Here is a 20175-nt window from a genome sequence, read left to right as displayed (position 1 = left end):
CAAAATAATCAAGGAATCTTCATGCCATCGTTTGATATTGTTTCTGAAATCGATACGGTTGAACTACGTAACGCCGTTGATAATGCTAACCGTGAATTGTCTACTCGTTTCGATTTCCGCAACGTTAATGCGAGCTTTGAGCTAGTAGAAGAAAACGTAAAAATGTCTGCGGAAGGTGACTTCCAACTTAAGCAAATGCGCGATATTTTACGTGGCCACTTGGCAAAGCGTAATATTGATGCAAACGCAATGGATGCACAGGAACCAGATGTAACTGGTAAGAACTGGCACCAAACTCTGCTTTTCCGCCAAGGTATCGATACACCAACAGCCAAAAAAGTAGTGAAACTTATTAAAGACGCAAAGTTAAAAGTACAAGCCTCTATTCAAGGCGACAAGGTACGTGTTACTGGTAAGAAACGTGATGACCTGCAAGCGACAATGGCAGCGATTCGTGAAGCAGAGATGGGCATACCATTCCAGTTTAACAACTTCCGTGATTAATCTGTCTGAGAAGTAACTTAGTTTAAAAACGCCAGCGCATAGTTCGCTGGCGTTTTGTTGGCCTTTTAATCGAGAAGCCAAGTGCCCACTTTTTAACGTGGTTATATCACCAAGTCCTGCCCTTGCAGCAATAAGAACTCGCTCGTCCCTTTAGGGATAAACACGCAAACTCGAAGCTTTTCAGATTTAGCCTTGGTCAACATATCAGAGAGTTCAGCTGCGCTGGAGAAAGCTTCTCGCTCTGCATCTCTTCGTATTAGCTCTAACACGTTCGCTTCGCATCGAGTTGAGTAAAGTGCTAGCTCGGCTTGTTGCATGTAGCGCACGGCCTTAATTGGCAACATCTCAACGTCTTTCCCTACCTGTATCCAAGTACAACTTCCCTTTTCATCCAAAGGTGTTGCCATGGTCGCTTGGTAAATCGTTTCTAACTCTCTATTATCTCGCGCGTTTTCAACCTCAGGATTCGAGAAGAATTGCTCCCAAAACTTACGACGTAAATCGACGCTAGGTAGTGCTTCTTTAATCGAATTACGCTTTGAGTTAGCAAAGTCCGCCATCAACCCCATGTTTTGTGGCAGTATCGATTCAAGCTTTTCACGGATGTTTCGAATTAAAACTGGTGAGGCACCGCCACTAGAAATAGCAATTTGTATGCGGCCACGATTGATCATAGAGGGCGTAATGAAGTCACAATAAGGCTTATCATCCACAACGTTCACTAGGATGCCTAATTCTTTCGCATCTTTATACACTTGGTGATTTAGCTCAGGATTATCTGTCGTGGCCCACACTTGAACAAAGCTTTTAGTGACAATGTCACTTGAATAGAAACGTTGCACCCAGCGCACTTGATGCTCTGCAGCAAGCTTAGACAGAAAATCGACCAACGTTGGAGAAACGATAGTGACATCCGCCCCTGCCTTTAGCAACGCTTCCACCTTTCTGCTTGCCACTTCACCGCCGCCCACGACAAGAACGGGTTTATTGATTAAATCTAAGAACAGAGGAAAATATCGCATTTCAATCCATGATTACTCTAATTAGCTATTGCAGACCATGCTACCAAAAATGGGGCAAGCTCATCACCCTGTTTCGGTATCACAAATAATTTTTGTTCGAATTTTTACTGAACTTCACCAAGCTCAGCTAATGACAGTTTTAATAACAACTTTTTATTCTCTTGTATTGTTCACTCTTCTATTGATTGTTCTGATGCACCAAATTGTCCATGATTTGCACTATTTACAAACAATTAACATTTCGTCATTCTAAATCTCAAGGCGCTTTGTAAGTTCTCTCAAAACTTCATTTAAATTATATATTTGAGAATTAACAGATCCTTTCCTACGCTTATAACTGGTTGATCTATCGAATACCGTTTCTTCGAAAATCAATCACGTAGGACGATAACTCTAACGAATTGGACACGTTATTTCAGGTCACTCCTGATTAAACATGGATCATACAGGAAGGATACAAATGGCAAATAAACTCACAGTTCTTGCTTCCGTCGTAGCGGCTTCTACTGCGATGATGGCAACATCAGCTCAAGCAGCAGACACTACTCTGGACAAAGTCACAAAACAAGGTTTTCTTACTTGTGGCGTAAGTACCGGTCTACCTGGTTTCTCTAACCCTAACTCAAAAGGTGAATGGGAAGGTATCGACGTAGAATATTGCCAAGCACTGGCTGCAGCCGTTCTTGGGGATAAAACGAAAGTTAAATATGTACCCCTAACCGCGAAAGAACGTTTCACTGCGCTTCAATCAGGTGAGATTGATGTGCTTTCTCGTAACACCACCTGGACACTGCATCGTGATACTGCACTTGGCCTAAACTTCGTAGGGGTAAACTACTACGATGGCCAGGGCTTCATGGTGAAGAAAGATCTTGGCATCTCAAGCGCAAAAGAGCTTGATGGTGCATCAGTTTGCGTACAGTCCGGTACAACAACTGAGCTGAACCTTGCTGACTACTTCCGTAACAGCGGTATGTCATACAAGCCGGTCGTATTCGATACGGCAGCCCAAACGTCAAAAGGTTTCGATGCAGGACGTTGTGATGTGTTAACGACTGACCAATCTGGTCTTTATGCATTGCGTCTAAACCTGAAAGATCCCTCTTCTGCAGCCGTTCTTCCGGAAATCATTTCCAAAGAACCACTAGGTCCCGTCGTTCGTCAAGGTGATGACCAATGGTTCAACATTGCGAAGTGGACATTATCAGCAATGATTAACGCCGAAGAGTATGGTATTAGTTCGAAAAATGCGGATGAAATGCTGAAATCGAAAGATCCAAACATCAAACGTATTCTTGGTGTTGACGGTCCGAAAGGCAAAGGTTTGGGTATTCGTGATGATTGGGGCTACCAAGTTATCAAGCAAGTCGGTAACTATGGTGAAAGCTTCGAACGCACAGTCGGTACTGGTTCGCCGTTAGAAATTTCTCGTGGCGTTAATGCGCTATGGAATGCAGGCGGCTTTATGTACGCGCCACCAATCCGATAGAACGAGTTAATCAGGGCGGTTCATGCCGCCCTTTTTCTTGATTTTATCCATCTGTATGAGTAAGGACCGCTCATTGAATGGCAAGAAGTATTCGCTTAGATAGGCTATTTCAACTCGAATATCGCCGTTTAGCTCTGGTGAAAACATGCTTCGACCAGCAAGGACGTGACTATTTATACAGGGAGATATCTATAACTAAGGTTTGAGGTTATCGCTGTATGAAACCGACAAAAGATGCATCGCCAAGTACGATGTCCAAACCGAGCGGAAGCAAGAGCTTGATTTATAATCCCGCCTTTCGTTCTGCTATTTTCCAGATCATTGCCATAGCTGCACTGGTATTTTTCTTTTACACGATTATAAATAACGCACTGAACAACTTAGATGCTCGTGGGATCGCTACGGGTTTCGGTTTTTTAAATCAAGAAGCCGGGTTTGGTATCGGGCTGACGCTAATTGAATACGATGAAACGTATTCTTACGGCAGAACGTTTATTATTGGCCTTCTTAATACAGCGCTGGTCTCCGTATTAGGTATTATTCTGGCTACCGTGATTGGTTTTACCATGGGGGTTGCTCGCCTTTCTTCTAACTGGTTAGTGAGTCGCTTGGCTGCTGTTTATATCGAAACGTTCCGAAATATCCCACTTCTTCTACAAATATTTTTCTGGTATTTCGCTGTTCTTCAAGCATTACCCTCACCGCGTCAAAGCTTGAGCCTTGGCGAAGCCATCTTCTTGAATGTTCGTGGTTTATATTTTCCAGCACCAGAAATGGAGCCAGGCAGTGGCTTTGTTATTGCTGCATTAATCTTCGGGGTGATCGCCAGCTTGTTGATTAATGTATGGGCGAATAACAAGCAACGCCTAACTGGGCAACAAACGCCAATGGGAAGAATAGCTTTAGGCTTAGTCGTTGGCCTTCCGCTGATTGTCTACTTCCTTGCTGGTATGCCAATTTCACTAAATTATCCTGAACTGAAAGGGTTTAACTTCCAAGGTGGTATTAGCATTATTCCTGAACTTGCCGCACTACTTTTGGCATTGAGCGTTTATACCGCCTCCTTCATTGCCGAAATTGTACGTTCTGGTATTAATGCGGTTAGCCATGGTCAAACGGAAGCGGCGATGTCGCTGGGCTTACCACGCGCGAAAACTTTAAAGCTTGTTGTCATTCCGCAAGCGTTACGAATTATTATTCCACCTTTAACCAGTCAATATCTCAACCTCACCAAAAACTCATCGTTAGCGATGGCGATTGGTTACCCAGACCTTGTCTCTGTCTTTGCTGGTACTACCCTGAACCAAACTGGGCAAGCGATTGAGATCATTGCGATGACGATGGGCGTGTACTTAACCTTAAGTTTGATTACGTCTGCATTAATGAACTTGTATAACCGTAAAGTCGCGCTGGTGGAGAGATAATATGAGTACTCATCAATTTCAACCGGATCTCCCACCACCAGCCAATACCGTCGGTTTTGTTGGTTGGATGCGGAAAAACCTATTTAATGGACCTGTCAATTCCATTGTTACCGTAATTCTTGCTTATCTTGTCTTTAGTGCAATTTGGCATATCGTTGATTGGGCGTTTATCAACGCGGACTGGATTGGTTCGACGCGTGACGATTGCAGCCGAGAAGGTGCTTGCTGGGTATTTATCAGCGTGCGCTGGGAGCAGTTCATGTACGGTTTCTATCCTGAGTCTGAACTGTGGCGCCCTCGCCTTTTCTATATCACATTGGCTATATTTACTGTGTTGCTAGCGTATGAAAAGACACCGAAACGGATTTGGATTTGGCTTTTCTTCGTAAACATCTACCCATTCATTATCGCTGGGCTGTTATATGGTGGGATATTTGGGCTAGAAGTGGTCGATACACACAAATGGGGCGGATTACTCGTTACGCTCATTATTGCGCTAGTCGGTATTGTCGTTTCATTACCGATTGGTGTGGTACTCGCGCTCGGTAGACGTTCAGAGATGCCCATCATTCGCAGTATTTGTACCGTCTATATTGAAGTTTGGCGTGGTGTGCCACTGATTACCGTTCTGTTCATGGCTTCCGTTATGCTGCCTTTGTTTATGTCCGAAGGATCAGAGACAGACAAACTTATTCGCGCTCTTATTGGTGTGGTGATGTTTGCCTCGGCGTACATGGCCGAAGTGGTACGGGGCGGCTTACAAGCGATTCCAAAAGGCCAATATGAGGCTGCCGACGCACTTGGGTTAAGTTACTGGAAAAAAACAGGGCTTATTATCTTGCCGCAAGCGCTGAAGATTACGATCCCTTCTATCGTGAACACGTTTATCGGATTGTTTAAAGACACCAGTTTGGTTCTTATCATTGGTATGTTTGACGTACTAGGTATAGGACAAGCAGCAAACACAGACCCTGACTGGCTAGGCTTTGCTACTGAAAGTTATGTATTTGTCGCGTTAGTGTTTTGGGTATTTTGTTTTGGCATGTCGCGTTATTCGATATGGCTTGAAAACAAACTTCATACCGGTCACAAACGATAACTCATCAAGCTCAAGGACGTATTATGACGCAACAACAAGACTATATGATCCAATTGAAGGACATGAATAAATGGTATGGTGAGTTTCACGTACTAAAAAATATTAACCTCGATGTTAAGCGCGGGGAAAAAATCGTAATCTGTGGCCCATCAGGGTCAGGAAAATCAACGATGATTCGCTGTATTAACCGCCTCGAAGAGCACCAAGCTGGTAGCATCTATGTTTCTGGTACGGAGTTAACTGAAGATTTAAAAAATATTGAAGCTGTGCGCCGTGAAGTGGGCATGTGCTTTCAGCACTTTAATCTCTTCCCTCATTTAACCGTACTGGAAAACTGTACGCTCGCGCCTATTTGGGTGAAGAAGATGCCTAAAGATGAGGCAGAAGCTGTCGCGATGAAATATCTGGAACGCGTTAAAATTCCGGACCAAGCAGAGAAATATCCTGGCCAGTTGTCTGGTGGTCAGCAACAACGCGTGGCGATTGCTCGTTCATTGTGTATGAACCCTAAAGTTATGCTTTTTGATGAACCAACATCAGCGCTTGATCCGGAGATGGTTCGCGAAGTGTTGGATGTAATGGTCGAGCTCGCCGAGGAAGGCATGACCATGCTCTGTGTGACACATGAAATGGGGTTTGCGAAAGAGGTTGCCGATCGCGTGATATTTATGGATGCAGGAGAGATCATCGAAGAGAACAACCCTGTTGATTTCTTTGAAAACCCTCAATCAGATCGAACTCAAAATTTCCTAGCGCAAATCTTACATCACTAAGATCTTTTCCAACTGGCATAATAAAAGCACTGATTTCAATGAAGTCGGTGCTTTTTGTTACTAAATTCAAAGTTCTGTGTGACAATCACTATGACTTTGCTCTGCAGTAATATTGTGTTACAAGTTGCCAAATACATAACATCTTATTTCTATTATTATTTTATCTAAGTTACGCATGGTTAGGGCTTGATTTTTTGAACTTTCAATCCCATAAATGTACTTAAAAGAAAGTCTCTTATCGAGGAAGATTATGAACAGTCCAATGTTTACCCGCACTTCAACACAAGAAAGTGCTCTACAAACAAACAAAGTGTTGCGTAATACTTACGCACTACTTTCAATGACGCTTTTATGGTCGGCAGTCGTTGCTGGCGTAGCAATGGCATTTAACCTGCCACATCCAGGAATCATCCTAATGTTGGTTGGTTTCTACGGCCTGTTATTCTTAACAGAGAAAAACCGTAACAACAGCCTTGGCCTTGTGTTTACGTTCTTATTCACTGGTTTCTTAGGCTACACGATTGGTCCAATCTTAAACATGTACATCGGTGCTGGGATGGGCGATATCGTATTAACCGCTCTAGGTGGTACGGCGCTATCTTTCATGGCGGCATCAGCTTATGCACTAACAACAAAACGTGACCTATCTATGATGGGCGGCTTGATGCTATCGCTGTTTGTTGTGCTTGTTGTGGGTATGATTGCAAGCTTCTTTATTCAATCAACCATGTTACACTTGGCGTTGAGCAGCTTGTTTATCATTTTCTCTACGATGGCGATCCTGATGACAACACAAAGCATTATTCGTGGCGGTGAAACAAACTACATCTCTGCGACAGTGACTTTGTATGTATCAATCTACAACATCTTCATCAGCCTACTAAGCATTCTAGGTATTATGAACGACGATTAATTGTTCGCTCTAAGGTGAATACTAAAAGCCCGAAGGTAATTCCTTCGGGCTTTTTCTTTGTCAGTGGTTAAGTACATTACGCCTGTTCGACTGCTAACTCGATAACTTCATCAGCCTCAGGGTTTTCTCTAAAACGTCTCACTTTAATCGTATCTTCACCCAACATGATTTGCTTGGCGATTCGATGCATACCATCAAAAACGCGGTAATCATTGGTTAAAATTACGGGATACGACAAATCGGCATTGTTGATGCGTTGGCAATGCTTCGCGATCTCACGACAGGTTGGCTGTGGTCCATCATCACTAAACCAGGTCACTTCATTAGGGCCTTTGATATCATCAATAGCAATTTCTTCTACAGGTAGGGACTCCGCGAGATCCCAAATACGCTCGATAGACCAAATGGATTTTACGTTGTCATTTATTTCAATGTAACGTTGTTTCGACATGACTAACTCCTTGTCATCGTTATTGTTTACAACCTGAATGTAGGTTGCTTATCAACCAAGAGAATATCGGTCTATAAGAGCAAACACAACGTCGTAAGCTATTCATTCACCGATAAAATTCCATATTCAAACAAGTAGCCAAGAAAAAACCAAAACAAAAATGAATAAGCCTGGATATCCATGCAATTTTATTGGTACTCAACCCGAAAAATTTCTAACAAACTGAATAGTTTCCTATTTATTTGAATAAAAGAGCATTTATATCAAAGCACCTGGCTCAGTCAAAAAGCACTCACCATTTTGTACGCTTTTGCTTCGCTCGGCACTACTTCGAGATTCTTTTGTTGAGAACATCCTCACCTGTCGCTAATCTATAAACATCCATGTTCACTTAACGGATAAAACGTTATGTTCGTTTACAACGGCAAAGAAATTGAAACTGATGCTCAAGGCTACTTACTGGATCATACTCAATGGGAAGAAGGTATGATTGAGCTTTTAGCAAAAGAAGAAGACATCGAGCTTACGGATGCTCATTTGGAAGTTGTGCACTTTGTGCGAGATTTTTATGAAGAGTTTAATACTTCCCCTGCTGTGCGTATGCTTGTCAAAGCAATGGAAAAAGCGCACGGCCCAGAAAAAGGTAACAGTAAGTATCTATTCAAGCTGTTTAAAAAGGGGCCAGCCAAACAAGCGACTAAATTAGCCGGCCTACCAAAGCCAGCTAAATGCTTGTAGAATTTACAAAATCTTAAAACCGCGCAACGGCTTATATGACGCAGACTCCTGTATCACACTCTCTACTGTTGCCGTTCGCGGGCCTTCTTTCAACCACTCGGAAAACGCAGCTATTTGTGCACCTGTTCCACACGCCATCACTTCAACATCACCATCGTTTAGGTTCTTCGCGTAACCCGTCAAACCCAGTTTCAATCCTTGATGGGAAGTATGGTAACGAAAGCCGACGCCTTGAACGTGACCTTTTACTATAAATCTCTCACACTTTACGTTCATCTTTGTACCGCTTCTTTTTACTGAGTGATATATTCTTTTCGTCTATTCACCCCACTAAGGATAGTGGGTTTTTGCACGGTTACTATAATTATGAAAGAAATTCCATTCCGCTGGATTGATAAGTATCTCATTCACTTAAAGATTCAAGAAAAGTTCTATTTGCTCTTCGTTCTCCCTCTTCTTGCTTTAGTCATTCTCACTCTCGTCCTTAATAGCGCGGCTAATACGTTGATCTCAAGTATGTACCAAGAAGAGCTCATGCTTATGAAAGGTCTGATAGAGGCAGGCAACCTTTCTCAATCTCAAGTAGCAAACCTCATAGCTAGTTCAGAAACCGTTTCTCTTGGCTCTGGTCCGCAATCCGTGTCTGTTCTAAATGGTGCGTACAGCTTGGTTGCAAACCATGAACTTTCTTTATGGTCTGCCCTATCAACGACTCAAGTGAGCATCATCTGTGTGAGCTTGTTTATTCTCGCGCTTGGCGTTTACTACATCATGACGTTTATCGGCGGCGCAATGTTCACGATGAATAAAGCATTAAACACCCTAGCGGATGGTGACCTAACCGCGAGAATGAACTTCTTCCCAGTTCGCGACGAGTTTAGTGAAATTGCTATTACGATAGACAAAGTTGCAGAACGAGAGCAACAAATGGTGCTGTCGATACAAGAGTCTGTGGCGTTAATGCAACAAATTAGCTCAGACCTGAATCAATCAATTCATCACAGTTCAGATATTTCTGCGACGCAACAAGAGCACCTCAACTCTCTTGCGAGTGCAACGGAACAGATGGCATCAACGATTCGAGAAGTCGCGACATTAGCTCACGATTCAAGCGCGCAAACCGATGATGCGCGCAGTGTGGCTCAGTCTGGACAAGTAAAAGTAGAGAATACGCTTCACTCGATTTCGAACCTCTCTAATGAGATTCAATCTGCGTCTCAAGCAGTAGCGGAGTTAGATGCTAATGCCGCACAAATTGATGAAGTCGTGACAACCATTAATGGGATTTCCGAGCAAACTAACCTACTTGCATTGAACGCAGCCATTGAAGCAGCACGTGCTGGTGAGCAAGGTCGTGGATTTGCGGTCGTTGCGGATGAGGTTCGCGCTCTTGCGGGACGCACTCAACAAGCAACTGTTGAAATCCAAACGATGATTGAATCGTTACAGCGTAACAGTCAGTCGCTTACTAAGCTGATGGAAGTGACAGTTAATAATGCAAATGAGGGACAAAACCTCATGACGGAAGTGAATCACGAAATCGGCTCTTTGGCAGATAAAAATCAAACTATCTCCGACAGTAGCATTCAAATTGCAACAGCAGCTGAAGAGCAAGGTGTAGTCGCGGACAATATCGCCTCAAGCGTTGAAGAAATTCGAGTTCAAGCAGATAACGTGTGCAATATGATCAGCACGACTTCACAAAACGTGGATCAACTGCGTAAGCAAAGCGACACCATGGAGTCGCTCCTTACTGGACTTAAAGCGTAGCAACGTAATCTGTTACGACCAGTTCAAATAAAAGGGTTACTTTAGTGACCCTTTTTTGTATTTAAAAGCCACTACAATGTACTGGATTGCCGAGGGATATTGCTTTTACCATTCACATCCCGGACAATACGCCCCTTTCAAAATTCAACAAGAGCTAATGAAATGACAGCTGCTATCTATTTGGTAAAAGGTCGTGAGAAATCGGTCAAGCGCAAGCACCCTTGGATCTTCTCTCGAGGCATCAACAAAGTTGAGGGCGAACCGGCTCTTGGCGAAACGGTTGATGTATTCACTCACGACGGTAAATGGCTAGCTAAAGCGGCATATTCGCCAGCTTCACAAATTCGTGCTCGTATTTGGAGTTTTGATAAAGAAGAAATCGACACCGCGTTTTTCGTAAAACGATTAAAAGACGCACAACTTCTTCGTGAAGACATTATCGAACGTGATGGCCTTACGGGTTACCGCCTTATCGCGGCAGAGTCTGATGGTATGCCAGGCGTTACGATTGACCGTTACCAAAACTTCTTTGTGTGTCAACTTCTCAGTGCTGGCGCAGAACACAATAAACAGGCCATTGTTGATGCTCTAGTTGAGTGCTTCCCAGACTGTAGCGTTTACGAGCGTTCTGACGTCGCGGTACGTAAGAAAGAGGGTTTGAAAGAAACTACGGGGGTACTGCACGGCGAAGAGCCACCTAAATCGGTAGTCATCGAAGAAAATGGCGTAAAGATTAGTGTAGATATCGTTGGCGGTCATAAAACAGGTTTCTACCTAGATCAACGTGATAGTCGCCAGCAAGCGATGAAATATGTGAAAGGCAAGGAAGTTCTTAACTGCTTCTCTTACACAGGTGGCTTCGGACTTTACGCTCTGAAAGGTGATGCAAAGCGTGTGATAAACGCTGACGTATCACAACCTGCTCTAGACACTGCGAAGTTCAACGCAGAACTGAATGAATTTGATATCTCGAAGAAGCGCGCCGTGTTCCTAAACGCAGACGTGTTTAAACTGCTTCGCGAGTATCGTGACCAAGGAACTCAGTTCGATGTGGTTATCATGGATCCACCTAAGTTTGCAGACAGTAAAGCCCAACTAAACGGCGCATGTCGTGGTTACAAAGACATCAACATGCTAGCAATGCAAATCCTAAAACCTGGCGGTACGCTACTGACCTATTCGTGCTCTGGCTTAATGGATCAAGTTTTGTTCCAGAAAATCATTGCTGACGCAGCCGTAGATGCTAACCGCCAAGTAAAGTTTGTGGAGCGCTTTGAACAAGCTGCTGACCACCCAACCGATACAGCATACCCGGAAGGTTTCTACCTGAAAGGTTTTGCATGTAAAGTTCTGTAATCACAGTGTTAGTTTACCGTATTATTAAATAAAAAAACGGAGCGAAAAAACGCTCCGTTTTTTTTGGGCCATCTATTCTCGTAATTGCTCGAGATTAGAAATCAGACTATTGGCAATATCGGCTGCAGAGGCACCATCAAAGTTAACCTCTAGCTGTTGTCCATCTTTGTTGATGGTCAACGTCGAGTTACCTCCACTTTCAGTCACTTCAACGGAAATGTCATCCACACTGCCGCGATAGTCACCCGAACCAAGATCATCAAGCAAGGCGGAGATATCCGTACCACTCATATCATCAAATACATCGGTAAAATCAAGCTGATCCCCGTCACTGAAATCTGTCACGGTATCCGTTGCGGATTGCATTTCTGTCCATTTGAATACGTCATCACCTTCACCGCCAGTCAAGATATCATTACCTAAACCACCGATGATCAGGTCATTGCCTTCAGTACCAACCAGAATATCATCGCCATCTGTCCCCATAACCAGATTCAGATCCGAATTTAAGGCCATGGTTTGATAACCAAGCGCCGTGACAGCGTCTACCGTGACGTTCTCGAAATCAACCGCTACCGTAGCTTCGTTACTTACCGCACCATCAGTGTCGATTGCCTGATAAGTAAAGTCATCGTTCACATCAGTAAAGCTGGTAATTTCAGTCCCCACCAAGGTAAAGCCCGCTTTATCACTCGCGCTATCGGTTTCTGGAGTAAGTCGAATTTCATCAAAGCTGCCATTTGCTAACGCAACGGTAATAGAACCTTCGTGGTTGCTGGTATAAGTAATATCCGTTGAGTAAAACTGCTGAACATCAACAAGTGCACCATTTAGGAAGATGTATGCCGTTAACCATGCACTACCACTGTTGAAGCGGTCATTCAGGCTGGCTAAGTTCAGCTTCGCTTCGTTTGCTGATAAATCCTCATCCAGTTCTAACGTAATATATTCACCAGTACTGATTTCATCACCCTGACCCGTTTCATTTGGCGAAACGACAACCAACCCGACCTGTTGATTCGCAAAATCGACTGAAATCTGAGCGTCGGAATCAAAGATGATGCTGTTGCCAATGGTGGTGATCTGACCTCCAGTGAACGTTAAGTTCGAGTTAGGAGGAGTGTAAGAACCAACCAAGATATCTTTCCCTTGTTCTTCAAGAAGATCGGCTGAGTCAAAGCTCTGCTCCTCAAAGAAATCTTCAGTCAGACGATACTTAACCTCTGTGTTTTCAGGGAACTGTGTGGTTTCGTCTATAATGACTTCCTGTCCATTTCCATCCACATAATACAGTTCACCGTGTTCAGGAAGGCCAACGACCTGAATTAAAATATCATCATCATTTGCAGTAACTGCGTCATCTTCGAGATCTTCAACACGCTGTTCCCCAGACGTCGTTAATCCATCAAACTCAACATCCTGAACCGGGAAAATACCATTTTGAACATCGAGCGAAATGATGAAATCACGGGCTGTGGGTGGTGAGTTATCCACGATGGTCGCCAGACCAGTATCGCTGCCTTGCACTGCTCCCAAGCCAGTTACTGTAACGCTGAAATCTTCAGGGCCTTCGTACACACCGTCATCAATTGATTCGATGCGTAGATCAAATTCCGTCATACCTGCCGGCACCGTCACAATGCCACTTACAGGTACACTTACCCAACCTGAACCGGTGTTGTACTCTAGAGTGCCAAGGTCACCTACTTCTGTTTCATCCAGGTTCAGCGTTAACTGAACCTGGACCGCGGCTTCTGAAGCATTACTCAATGACACGGTAAATGTAGCGAAATTACCTTCATCAATGGTACCCGCATCCGAGATAGACACAGTTGGTCGATCGTCATCCGTTTTAGTGCCATCATCCACAATGGTCGCCAAACCAGTATCGGTGCCCTGAACTGCGCCCAAACCCGTCACGGTCACGCTGAAGTCTTCCGGACCTTCATAAACTTCATCATCAATGGTCGCAATGCGCACATCAAATTCGGTAAGCATTGCTGGCACTGTTACGATGCCATCGACAGGCACAGCAACCCAACCTGCTCCGGTGTTATATTCTAGCGAGCCAAGATCATCCACTTCTGTTCCGTCTGGGTTTAAGGTCAACTGCACCTGGACTGTACCTTCCGAAGCATTACTCAATGACACGGTAAACGTCGCGATATCACCCTCATCTACGATACCCGCATCTGAGATAGATACGGTCGGGCGATCATCATCCGGGTCAGGACCAGGGCCGTTACCGCCGTCGTAAATAATGCCCAACGCAGTGTCAGTACCAAGTACTCCAGTTGCACCTTGCACTGCAACCGTGAAGGTTTCATCTCCTTCATACACATCGTCGTCCGTGGTTGGGACAAACAGTTTGAGATCGGTTTCACCTGCTGGGATAGTATACGTGCCATCACTGTTGGCGGTCACGACAGTTACTCCATCAGATAATGTCAGCTTAATAGCACCAATGTCGCCAGGCTCTGCCGTATTAGTTCCTCCTGTTGATGTGCTCAACCTTACCGTCACGTCAATATCGGCAGCCTCCGACAACCGGACGGTATACACAGCCTCAGTACCTTCATTCACGCCCACGCTATCTTCGACAATATAGACACTTGGACGGTCATCGTCTGGATCGGTACCAGGGCCGTTACCACCGTCGTAAATAATGCCCAGCGCACTGTCACTGCCTAGGACGCCCGTGTCACCTTGTACCGCCACAGTGAAGGTTTCATCCCCTTCGTAGACGCCATCATCTGTGGTTGGCACAGTGACTTTCAGCTCGTTCTCACCGGCGGGAATGGTATACGCACTGTCACTGTTGGCATTCACCACTGTCACACCATCAGCAAGGGTCACCACAAAGCTACCTATATCGTCCGCTTCCGCCGTGTTGCTGCCGTCGGTTGAGGTGTTCAACCTGACGGTCACATCGATATCGGCCGCCGCCGATAATCTAACGGTATACACAGCATCAGTACCTTCGTTAACACCCACGCTATCTTCAACGATGTAGACATTTGGACGGTCATCATCTGGATCGGGTCCTGGGCCAGTGCCGTCATCCACAATCGTTGCCGTGCCCGTATCACTGCCTTGTACTGCGCCAATGCCCGTTACCGTAACGCTGAAATCCTCTGGGCCTTCATAAACGGCGTCATCAATAGAAGCAATTCGCACATCAAATTCGGTCTGTCCGGCAGGCACCGTCACCACGCCAACGTTTGGCACCGCAACCCAACCGGAGCCCGTGTTGTATTCCAAGGTGCTTAAGTCGCCGGCTTCGGTATCACCGAGATTAAGACCCAACTCCACTTGCGTTTCCGCTTCAGACGCGTTCGATAATGTGACTTTGAAGTTCGCCGTATCACCTTCATTAATGGTGCCAGCGTCGGTAATAGTCACACTCGGGCGGTCATCGTCTGGATCGGGGCCCGGGCCACTGCCGTCATCCACAATCGTCGCCGTGCCCGTATCACTGCCTTGTACTGCGCCAATGCCCGTTACCGTAACACTGAAATCTTCCGGACCTTCGTACACCGCATCATCAATGGAAGCGATACGCACATCAAACTCAGTCTGCCCGGCAGGCACCGTCACCACACCATCGTTTGACACCGCAACCCAACCAGAGCCCGTGTTGTATTCTAAGGTACCTAAGTCTCCGACTTCGGTGTTACCTAAGTTGAGGCCGAGTTCAACTTGAACACTCGACTCTGAGGCACTCGATAATGTGACTTTAAAGTTCGCCGTATCACCTTCATTAATGGTGCCAGCGTCGGTAATAGTCACACTCGGGCGGTCATCGTCTGGATCGGGGCCCGGGCCACTGCCGTCATCCACAATCGTCGCCGTACCTGTATCGCTGCCTTGCACCGCCCCAATGCCCGTCACCGTAACGCTGAAATCCTCTGGGCCTTCATAAACGGCGTCATCAATAGAAGCAACGCGCACATCAAATTCGGTTTGCCCGGCTGGCACGGTCACCACGCCATCATTTGGCACTGCAACCCAACCACTTCCCGTGTTGTATTCTAAGGTGCCCAAGTCACCGACTTCGGTATCACTCAAGTTGAGGCCTAGCTCGACTTGAACAGTGGACTCGGAGGCATTCGACAGCGTCACTTTGAAGTTCGCCGTATCACCTTCATTAATAATGCCAGCATCGGTAATAGTCACACTTGGGCGGTCATCATCGGGATCAGGTCCAGGGCCACTGCCGTCATCCACAATCGTTGCTGTACCCGTATCGCTGCCTTGCACCGCACCAATGCCGGTTACCGTGACACTGAAATCTTCAGGGCCCTCATAAACGGCGTCATCAACAGAAGCAATACGCACATCAAATTCGGTTTGCCCAGCTGGCACCGTCACCACGCCATCATTTGGCACTGCAACCCAACCACTTCCCGTGTTGTATTCTAGGGTGCCCAAATCTCCAACTTCGGTATCGCCTAAGTTGAGGCCAAGTTCAACTTGAACACTCGATTCGGAGGCATTCGATAAGGTGACTTTGAAGTTCGCAGTCTCACCCTCATTAATGGTGCCAGCGTCGGTAATAGCCACGCTTGGACGGTCATCGTCTGGATCGGGACCTGGGCCACTGCTGTCATCCACAATCGTTGCCGTGCCCGTATCACTGCCTTGTACCGCACCAACGCCCGTTACCGTTACACTGAAATCTTCTGGACCTTCGTACACCGCATCGTCAATAGAAGCAATGCGCACATCAAACTCAGTTTGCCCGGCAGGCACCGTCACCACACCATCGTTCGGTACTGTGACCCAACCAGAGCCCGTGTTGTATTCCAAAGTGCCCAAATCTCCAACTTCGGTATCGCCGAGATTAAGACCCAACTCCACTTGCGTTTCAGCTTCAGACGCGTTCGATAATGTGACTTTGAAGTTGGCTGTCTCCCCCTCATTAATGGTGCCAGCATCATTGATGGTCACACTTGGACGGTCGTCATCCGGATCGGGATCTGGGCCGCTGCCGTCATCCACAATCGTTGCCGTACCTATATCGCTGCCTTGCACCGCCCCAATGCCAGTTACCGTCACGCTGAAATCTTCAGGACCTTCATAAACGGCGTCATCAATAGAAGCGATACGCACATCAAATTCGGTCTGTCCGGCTGGCACCGTTACCACTCCATCGTTTGGCACTGTGACCCAACCACTTCCCTTGTTGTATTCCAAGGAGCCTAAGTCGCCGGCTTCTGTATCACCGAGGTTGAGACTTAGTTCGACCTCAACATCTGTAGCTGATGGATTCGATAAAGACACTTTAAAGCTGGCTAACTCACCTTCATTAATCGTCCCTGCATCGCTCATCGTTACCGTTGGACGATCATCATCAGGACTTAAACCAGGCCCACTACCATCATCAACAATGGTTGCAATCCCAGTTGCAGGTGTACTTTGTTCTTCTGTGTTGCCAGAAAGCGTAAATGTTTCTGGACCTTCGAATATAGAGTCATTTATAGAGTCGAGAGAAACCGTAAAACCATTTTCACCTAACGGGACCGACATAGTAAAAATACCGTTGTCATCGACTGAGATTTCTTCTGTTGTGCCATCGGAAAATGTTATGAGAACACTCTCGTTGACGTAGTCACTTCCGCTCTCGTTAGTAGATCCACCAGTCGCAGTTTGATCGAACAGAGAAAAAGTGATATTGATATTATCTTCTGTTGGTTGGTTAAGTGTGACGTCGAAGGAAACCAGATCGCCCTCATTGACAGTTGGGCTAGAAATCTCTTGAACAATTACTGTTGCAGGAACTGATATTGCTGTTGGTTCTGGTGGTTGTATTTGGAAAATATCGAGTAGCGTCTCTACCTGAGTACTTGAAAATCCTGTTCCGTCAGTTCCCACTGTCTCAAAATTGGTACTGGCGAGTAATTCAGCACCTGTGCGATCTATAGCCCCGGTATTTTGTGGGCTAGACCCGTTTCCTTCACCTGCAGCAGGATCAAACTCTTCACCCAGCTCAGTCGGGTCTTCCCCACTAGCAATTGCTTCAATTAACGCTGTGATATCATCAGTTACGTTTATCGAACTTCCTTGTGGTGTCACCTGCTCGATCACAAGCTCAGAAGTATCTGATACCTCATCAATTATTAACTCTCCTGGTTGAGGTAGTTGTCCCTCTTCTAGGGTCCTAATTTCCCCATCCAGCCCGATAACCACGATGTTGCCCATCAATGAGCTCAAAGTTACTCGATCCATATCTACCTCGCCCCACTTCAAACCAAGTCAAAAGTTTGTCACCCCTACATTTACGTCTATAGTTTAGTCAAAATCATCATTTTTTCGTTGTATGCGCAGCTCGTGGGATGCTTGGTAACTCAAGGGGCGGAGTTATTCAAAAAGTATAGAGTTACGCTAGCTGCGAAACGCTATGATATTAAGAATTCAAGCTTTTCTCTGGCCTAAACATGCTGTGTTGCTGAGCAACATTTGCCATATGTGCTAAGGTTTAAAAAGGCGAAATTCTGGAATTTTTAAACAAAAGCCTAGTTTTAACAGTAGGTTGATAAATCCCTTACTCAAGCACTGTTATTTATGATGTTTCGTCTCAGTTATGAGATGAAATAGCAAAAAGCAACACGAATTTTTAGGAGAAATACCGTGAAATGGAACCGACTAAATATTGCTTGCTGCTGTAGTTTAATAGTGTCTTTACCCGTTTTCGGTCAAACTTTAGAGCAAGCCGTGGCATTGACGTTAAAAAACAATCCTGACATTAAGAGCGCATTTAACGAGTTCACCAGTCGAAAATACGTAAATGAAGCCTCTTCGGGCGCCTACTTACCTTCTATTGATTTAGATGCGGGCATTGGTTACGAGGGATTAGACCCTTCTGACGAGGTGGGACGTGGGGATACAGATTACACTCGAAAGGAAGCTTCGGTAACACTAACTCAGCTCATATGGGATGGCAGTGCAACCTTAAATGATATCGATCGTACCGCAGCCGATGCAGAGTCAGTTAGATTTCAACTTTTGGCCGATGCATCAGATAAAGCGCTTGAAGTCACCAAAGTGTATTTAGACGCAGTAAAAGCTTACGAAATACTCAAGCTTTCTGAAAATAACTTGGCGGTTCACAAAGATATTTACGAAGACATTAAAAAACGAGTCAACTCAGGTATAGGCTCTACCGCTGACTTAACACAGGTAGAAGCACGTTTGGCAAAAGCACACGGTAATTTGGCAGCTGCTCAAAATAATTTGTACGACTCTCACACTATGTTCACTCGTTTAGTGGGTCAAACCCCGCAAGGGTTGAGCTTTCCAAGAGCGGATCAGAATTTCATTCCATACACCATTGATGAAGCGGTAGGTTTGGCATTTGAGCTGCACCCTGTCATTCAGGTCGCGCTCGCAGACGTAGATTCGGCTAAGTTTCAATACAAACAATCTAAAGGTGTTAATTACCCAACCATTTCCATTGAAGCTTCACAAACATGGCGTGACGACGCTGATGGCTTAAAAGGCCGCAGTGATGAGACTCTTGCCATGCTACGTCTACGCTACAACCTATTTAATGGCGGCAGTGACGCTGCAAACTCAGAAAACTTCGCCTATCAGTTAAATAAAGCGAAAGACTTACGTGAAGGTGCTTATCGCAATGTTGAAGAAGGGTTAAGGCTTTCATGGAGCGCACTGGATTTGACCCTACAGCAAAAAGAGTTCCTGTCAGATCATGTAGACTCGGCATCTGAAACCGTTATTGCGTATGAAAAACAATATCGCATTGGTAAGCGAACACTGCTTGATCTATTGAATACTGAAAACGAACTCTTTGAGGCACGTAAAGACTACTTAGATTCTAAATACGCAGAGCAGTACGCCAAATATCGAGTGATGAACGCAACAGGTCAACTGTTGAGTGCATTAAGGGTTGAAATGCCTAAAGAATGGCTAGAAGAAGTGGAGTATTAATTATGAAATACATAACTCTTATTGCACTCTCATTGATGATTTCGGCATGCAGTTCATCCGATAAAGGCGATGAATATGATTATATTGATACGCCAATTGCCGATCAGTGGGCAGATCATCTTGATGATGATTCTGATGGAGTCATTAATGAGCGCGATTTATGTCCGGGTACTCCTTTAGGTGCCGAGATTGATAACGATGGCTGCGGTTCGTATGTCGACTCCTCGCAAGAAATGCAAATTCGAGTTCTGTTCGCGAATGATTCCGATGTGATCAATCCTATCTTTACGGAGCAAATTCGAGAACTATCCGACTTCTTGAAGGAGTATCCAAATACATCGATAGAGATTCAGGGCTATGCCAGTCGTACTGGTACTGCAGAACACAATCTTGACTTATCTAAACGCCGCGCTGAGAACGTTAGAAAAGAACTCATGATGAATGGTATTAGTGGAGATAGAGTCACCATTGTCGGCTATGGAGACACGGTACTTGCAACACAAGGCACCGACCAAGTGAGTCATGCGTTGAACCGTCGAGTCACCGCAACGGTGATTGGCCACAAAGGTGAAGTGAAGAAAGAGTGGACCGTTTTCACGACACTTCCTAAGAGCTAACATCGCAATGAACTGAGTTTAAAAGTAAAAGGTCTAGCAAAATGCTAGACCTTTTTTGATTTTCAATTTCAC

General features: G+C 45.2%; 16 protein-coding genes. 11 read left to right on the top strand and 5 right to left on the bottom strand.

Features of this window, described 5'->3' with window-relative positions; genetic code table 11:
* Positions 1–21: 21 nt before the first annotated feature.
* Positions 22–504 (top strand): YajQ family cyclic di-GMP-binding protein, encoded by a 483-nt coding sequence (locus VEA_RS09415; RefSeq protein WP_012841799.1) that lies wholly within the window; start codon positions 22–24, stop codon positions 502–504.
* 101 nt (positions 505–605) lie between these two features.
* Here the strand turns inward: VEA_RS09415 and VEA_RS09410 are convergent, their stop codons facing one another.
* The gene (locus VEA_RS09410; RefSeq protein WP_006743261.1) at positions 606–1526 is read right to left on the bottom strand and encodes a precorrin-2 dehydrogenase/sirohydrochlorin ferrochelatase family protein; all 921 of its coding nucleotides are present in this window, start codon (positions 1524–1526) and stop codon (positions 606–608) included.
* A gap of 460 nt (positions 1527–1986) precedes the next feature.
* On the opposite strand from VEA_RS09410, the gene VEA_RS09405 reads away from it, so the two are divergent.
* Positions 1987–3015 (top strand): amino acid ABC transporter substrate-binding protein, encoded by a 1029-nt coding sequence (locus tag VEA_RS09405; RefSeq protein ID WP_005396567.1) that lies wholly within the window; start codon positions 1987–1989, stop codon positions 3013–3015.
* A 6-nt stretch (positions 3016–3021) separates the two neighbouring features.
* Here the strand turns inward: VEA_RS09405 and VEA_RS24450 are convergent, their stop codons facing one another.
* Entirely contained in the window at positions 3022–3162 is a 141-nt protein-coding gene (locus VEA_RS24450; protein ID WP_005396568.1) for a hypothetical protein, read from the bottom strand.
* A gap of 71 nt (positions 3163–3233) precedes the next feature.
* On the opposite strand from VEA_RS24450, the gene VEA_RS09400 reads away from it, so the two are divergent.
* The 4 genes from VEA_RS09400 (at position 3234) to VEA_RS09385 (ending at position 7224) form a co-directional block, all read left to right on the top strand.
* Entirely contained in the window at positions 3234–4439 is a 1206-nt protein-coding gene (locus VEA_RS09400; RefSeq protein ID WP_006743259.1) for an amino acid ABC transporter permease, read from the top strand.
* A gap of 1 nt (position 4440) precedes the next feature.
* Positions 4441–5538, top strand: a complete 1098-nt coding sequence (locus VEA_RS09395) for an amino acid ABC transporter permease (RefSeq protein ID WP_012841798.1) — start codon at positions 4441–4443, stop codon at positions 5536–5538.
* A gap of 23 nt (positions 5539–5561) precedes the next feature.
* On the top strand, positions 5562–6311 hold the full coding sequence (locus VEA_RS09390; RefSeq protein ID WP_005377400.1) for an amino acid ABC transporter ATP-binding protein: 750 nt from the start codon (positions 5562–5564) through the stop codon (positions 6309–6311).
* Between the two features lie 250 nt (positions 6312–6561).
* Positions 6562–7224 (top strand): Bax inhibitor-1/YccA family protein, encoded by a 663-nt coding sequence (locus VEA_RS09385; protein WP_012841797.1) that lies wholly within the window; start codon positions 6562–6564, stop codon positions 7222–7224.
* Between the two features lie 76 nt (positions 7225–7300).
* Here VEA_RS09385 and VEA_RS09380 read toward each other — a convergent pair whose 3' ends face one another.
* Positions 7301–7675, bottom strand: coding sequence for a chromosome partitioning protein ParB (locus VEA_RS09380; RefSeq protein ID WP_012841796.1), 375 nt, complete (start codon positions 7673–7675; stop codon positions 7301–7303).
* A gap of 408 nt (positions 7676–8083) precedes the next feature.
* On the opposite strand from VEA_RS09380, the gene VEA_RS09375 reads away from it, so the two are divergent.
* Positions 8084–8413: a TusE/DsrC/DsvC family sulfur relay protein gene (locus tag VEA_RS09375; RefSeq protein ID WP_005377396.1), complete on the top strand. Its 330-nt coding sequence runs from the start codon at positions 8084–8086 to the stop codon at positions 8411–8413.
* A gap of 3 nt (positions 8414–8416) precedes the next feature.
* Here the strand turns inward: VEA_RS09375 and yccX are convergent, their stop codons facing one another.
* Positions 8417–8689: an acylphosphatase gene (gene yccX / locus VEA_RS09370; RefSeq protein WP_041852957.1), complete on the bottom strand. Its 273-nt coding sequence runs from the start codon at positions 8687–8689 to the stop codon at positions 8417–8419.
* Between the two features lie 90 nt (positions 8690–8779).
* On the opposite strand from yccX, the gene VEA_RS09365 reads away from it, so the two are divergent.
* Both VEA_RS09365 and VEA_RS09360 read left to right on the top strand, forming a co-directional pair.
* Entirely contained in the window at positions 8780–10183 is a 1404-nt protein-coding gene (locus VEA_RS09365; protein WP_012841794.1) for a methyl-accepting chemotaxis protein, read from the top strand.
* Between the two features lie 162 nt (positions 10184–10345).
* Entirely contained in the window at positions 10346–11539 is a 1194-nt protein-coding gene (locus VEA_RS09360) for a class I SAM-dependent methyltransferase (RefSeq protein WP_012841793.1), read from the top strand.
* A 72-nt stretch (positions 11540–11611) separates the two neighbouring features.
* On the opposite strand, the gene VEA_RS09355 is transcribed toward VEA_RS09360, so the two are convergent.
* The gene (locus tag VEA_RS09355; RefSeq protein WP_041852956.1) at positions 11612–17767 is read right to left on the bottom strand and encodes a Calx-beta domain-containing protein; all 6156 of its coding nucleotides are present in this window, start codon (positions 17765–17767) and stop codon (positions 11612–11614) included.
* Between the two features lie 402 nt (positions 17768–18169).
* Between VEA_RS09355 and VEA_RS09350 the strand changes: the two genes are divergently transcribed.
* A complete protein-coding gene (locus tag VEA_RS09350) occupies positions 18170–19486 on the top strand; it encodes a TolC family outer membrane protein (protein ID WP_006741558.1) in 1317 nt (438 codons plus the stop codon).
* Positions 19487–19488: 2 nt separating this feature from the next.
* Positions 19489–20103: an OmpA family protein gene (locus tag VEA_RS09345; RefSeq protein ID WP_006741557.1), complete on the top strand. Its 615-nt coding sequence runs from the start codon at positions 19489–19491 to the stop codon at positions 20101–20103.
* Positions 20104–20175 lie beyond the last annotated feature (72 nt).

This window comes from Vibrio antiquarius (genome assembly GCF_000024825.1).
Lineage (GTDB): Bacteria > Pseudomonadota > Gammaproteobacteria > Enterobacterales > Vibrionaceae > Vibrio > Vibrio diabolicus.
Note: the sequence above shows the minus strand (reverse complement) of the source record. Positions and strands in the feature narration are given on the sequence as shown.

Excerpts from the sequence above, each read along its gene's own strand:
- VEA_RS09415 (WP_012841799.1), top strand. The coding sequence starts at position 22 with ATGCCATCGTTTGATATTGTTTCTGAAATCGATACGGTTGAACTACGT.
- VEA_RS09410 (WP_006743261.1), bottom strand. The coding sequence starts at position 1,526 with ATGCGATATTTTCCTCTGTTCTTAGATTTAATCAATAAACCCGTTCTT.
- VEA_RS09405 (WP_005396567.1), top strand. The coding sequence starts at position 1,987 with ATGGCAAATAAACTCACAGTTCTTGCTTCCGTCGTAGCGGCTTCTACT.
- VEA_RS24450 (WP_005396568.1), bottom strand. The coding sequence starts at position 3,162 with ATGTTTTCACCAGAGCTAAACGGCGATATTCGAGTTGAAATAGCCTAT.
- VEA_RS09400 (WP_006743259.1), top strand. The coding sequence starts at position 3,234 with ATGAAACCGACAAAAGATGCATCGCCAAGTACGATGTCCAAACCGAGC.
- VEA_RS09395 (WP_012841798.1), top strand. The coding sequence starts at position 4,441 with ATGAGTACTCATCAATTTCAACCGGATCTCCCACCACCAGCCAATACC.
- VEA_RS09390 (WP_005377400.1), top strand. The coding sequence starts at position 5,562 with ATGACGCAACAACAAGACTATATGATCCAATTGAAGGACATGAATAAA.
- VEA_RS09385 (WP_012841797.1), top strand. The coding sequence starts at position 6,562 with ATGAACAGTCCAATGTTTACCCGCACTTCAACACAAGAAAGTGCTCTA.
- VEA_RS09380 (WP_012841796.1), bottom strand. The coding sequence starts at position 7,675 with ATGTCGAAACAACGTTACATTGAAATAAATGACAACGTAAAATCCATT.
- VEA_RS09375 (WP_005377396.1), top strand. The coding sequence starts at position 8,084 with ATGTTCGTTTACAACGGCAAAGAAATTGAAACTGATGCTCAAGGCTAC.
- yccX (WP_041852957.1), bottom strand. The coding sequence starts at position 8,689 with ATGAACGTAAAGTGTGAGAGATTTATAGTAAAAGGTCACGTTCAAGGC.
- VEA_RS09365 (WP_012841794.1), top strand. The coding sequence starts at position 8,780 with ATGAAAGAAATTCCATTCCGCTGGATTGATAAGTATCTCATTCACTTA.
- VEA_RS09360 (WP_012841793.1), top strand. The coding sequence starts at position 10,346 with ATGACAGCTGCTATCTATTTGGTAAAAGGTCGTGAGAAATCGGTCAAG.
- VEA_RS09355 (WP_041852956.1), bottom strand. The coding sequence starts at position 17,767 with ATGGATCGAGTAACTTTGAGCTCATTGATGGGCAACATCGTGGTTATC.
- VEA_RS09345 (WP_006741557.1), top strand. The coding sequence starts at position 19,489 with ATGAAATACATAACTCTTATTGCACTCTCATTGATGATTTCGGCATGC.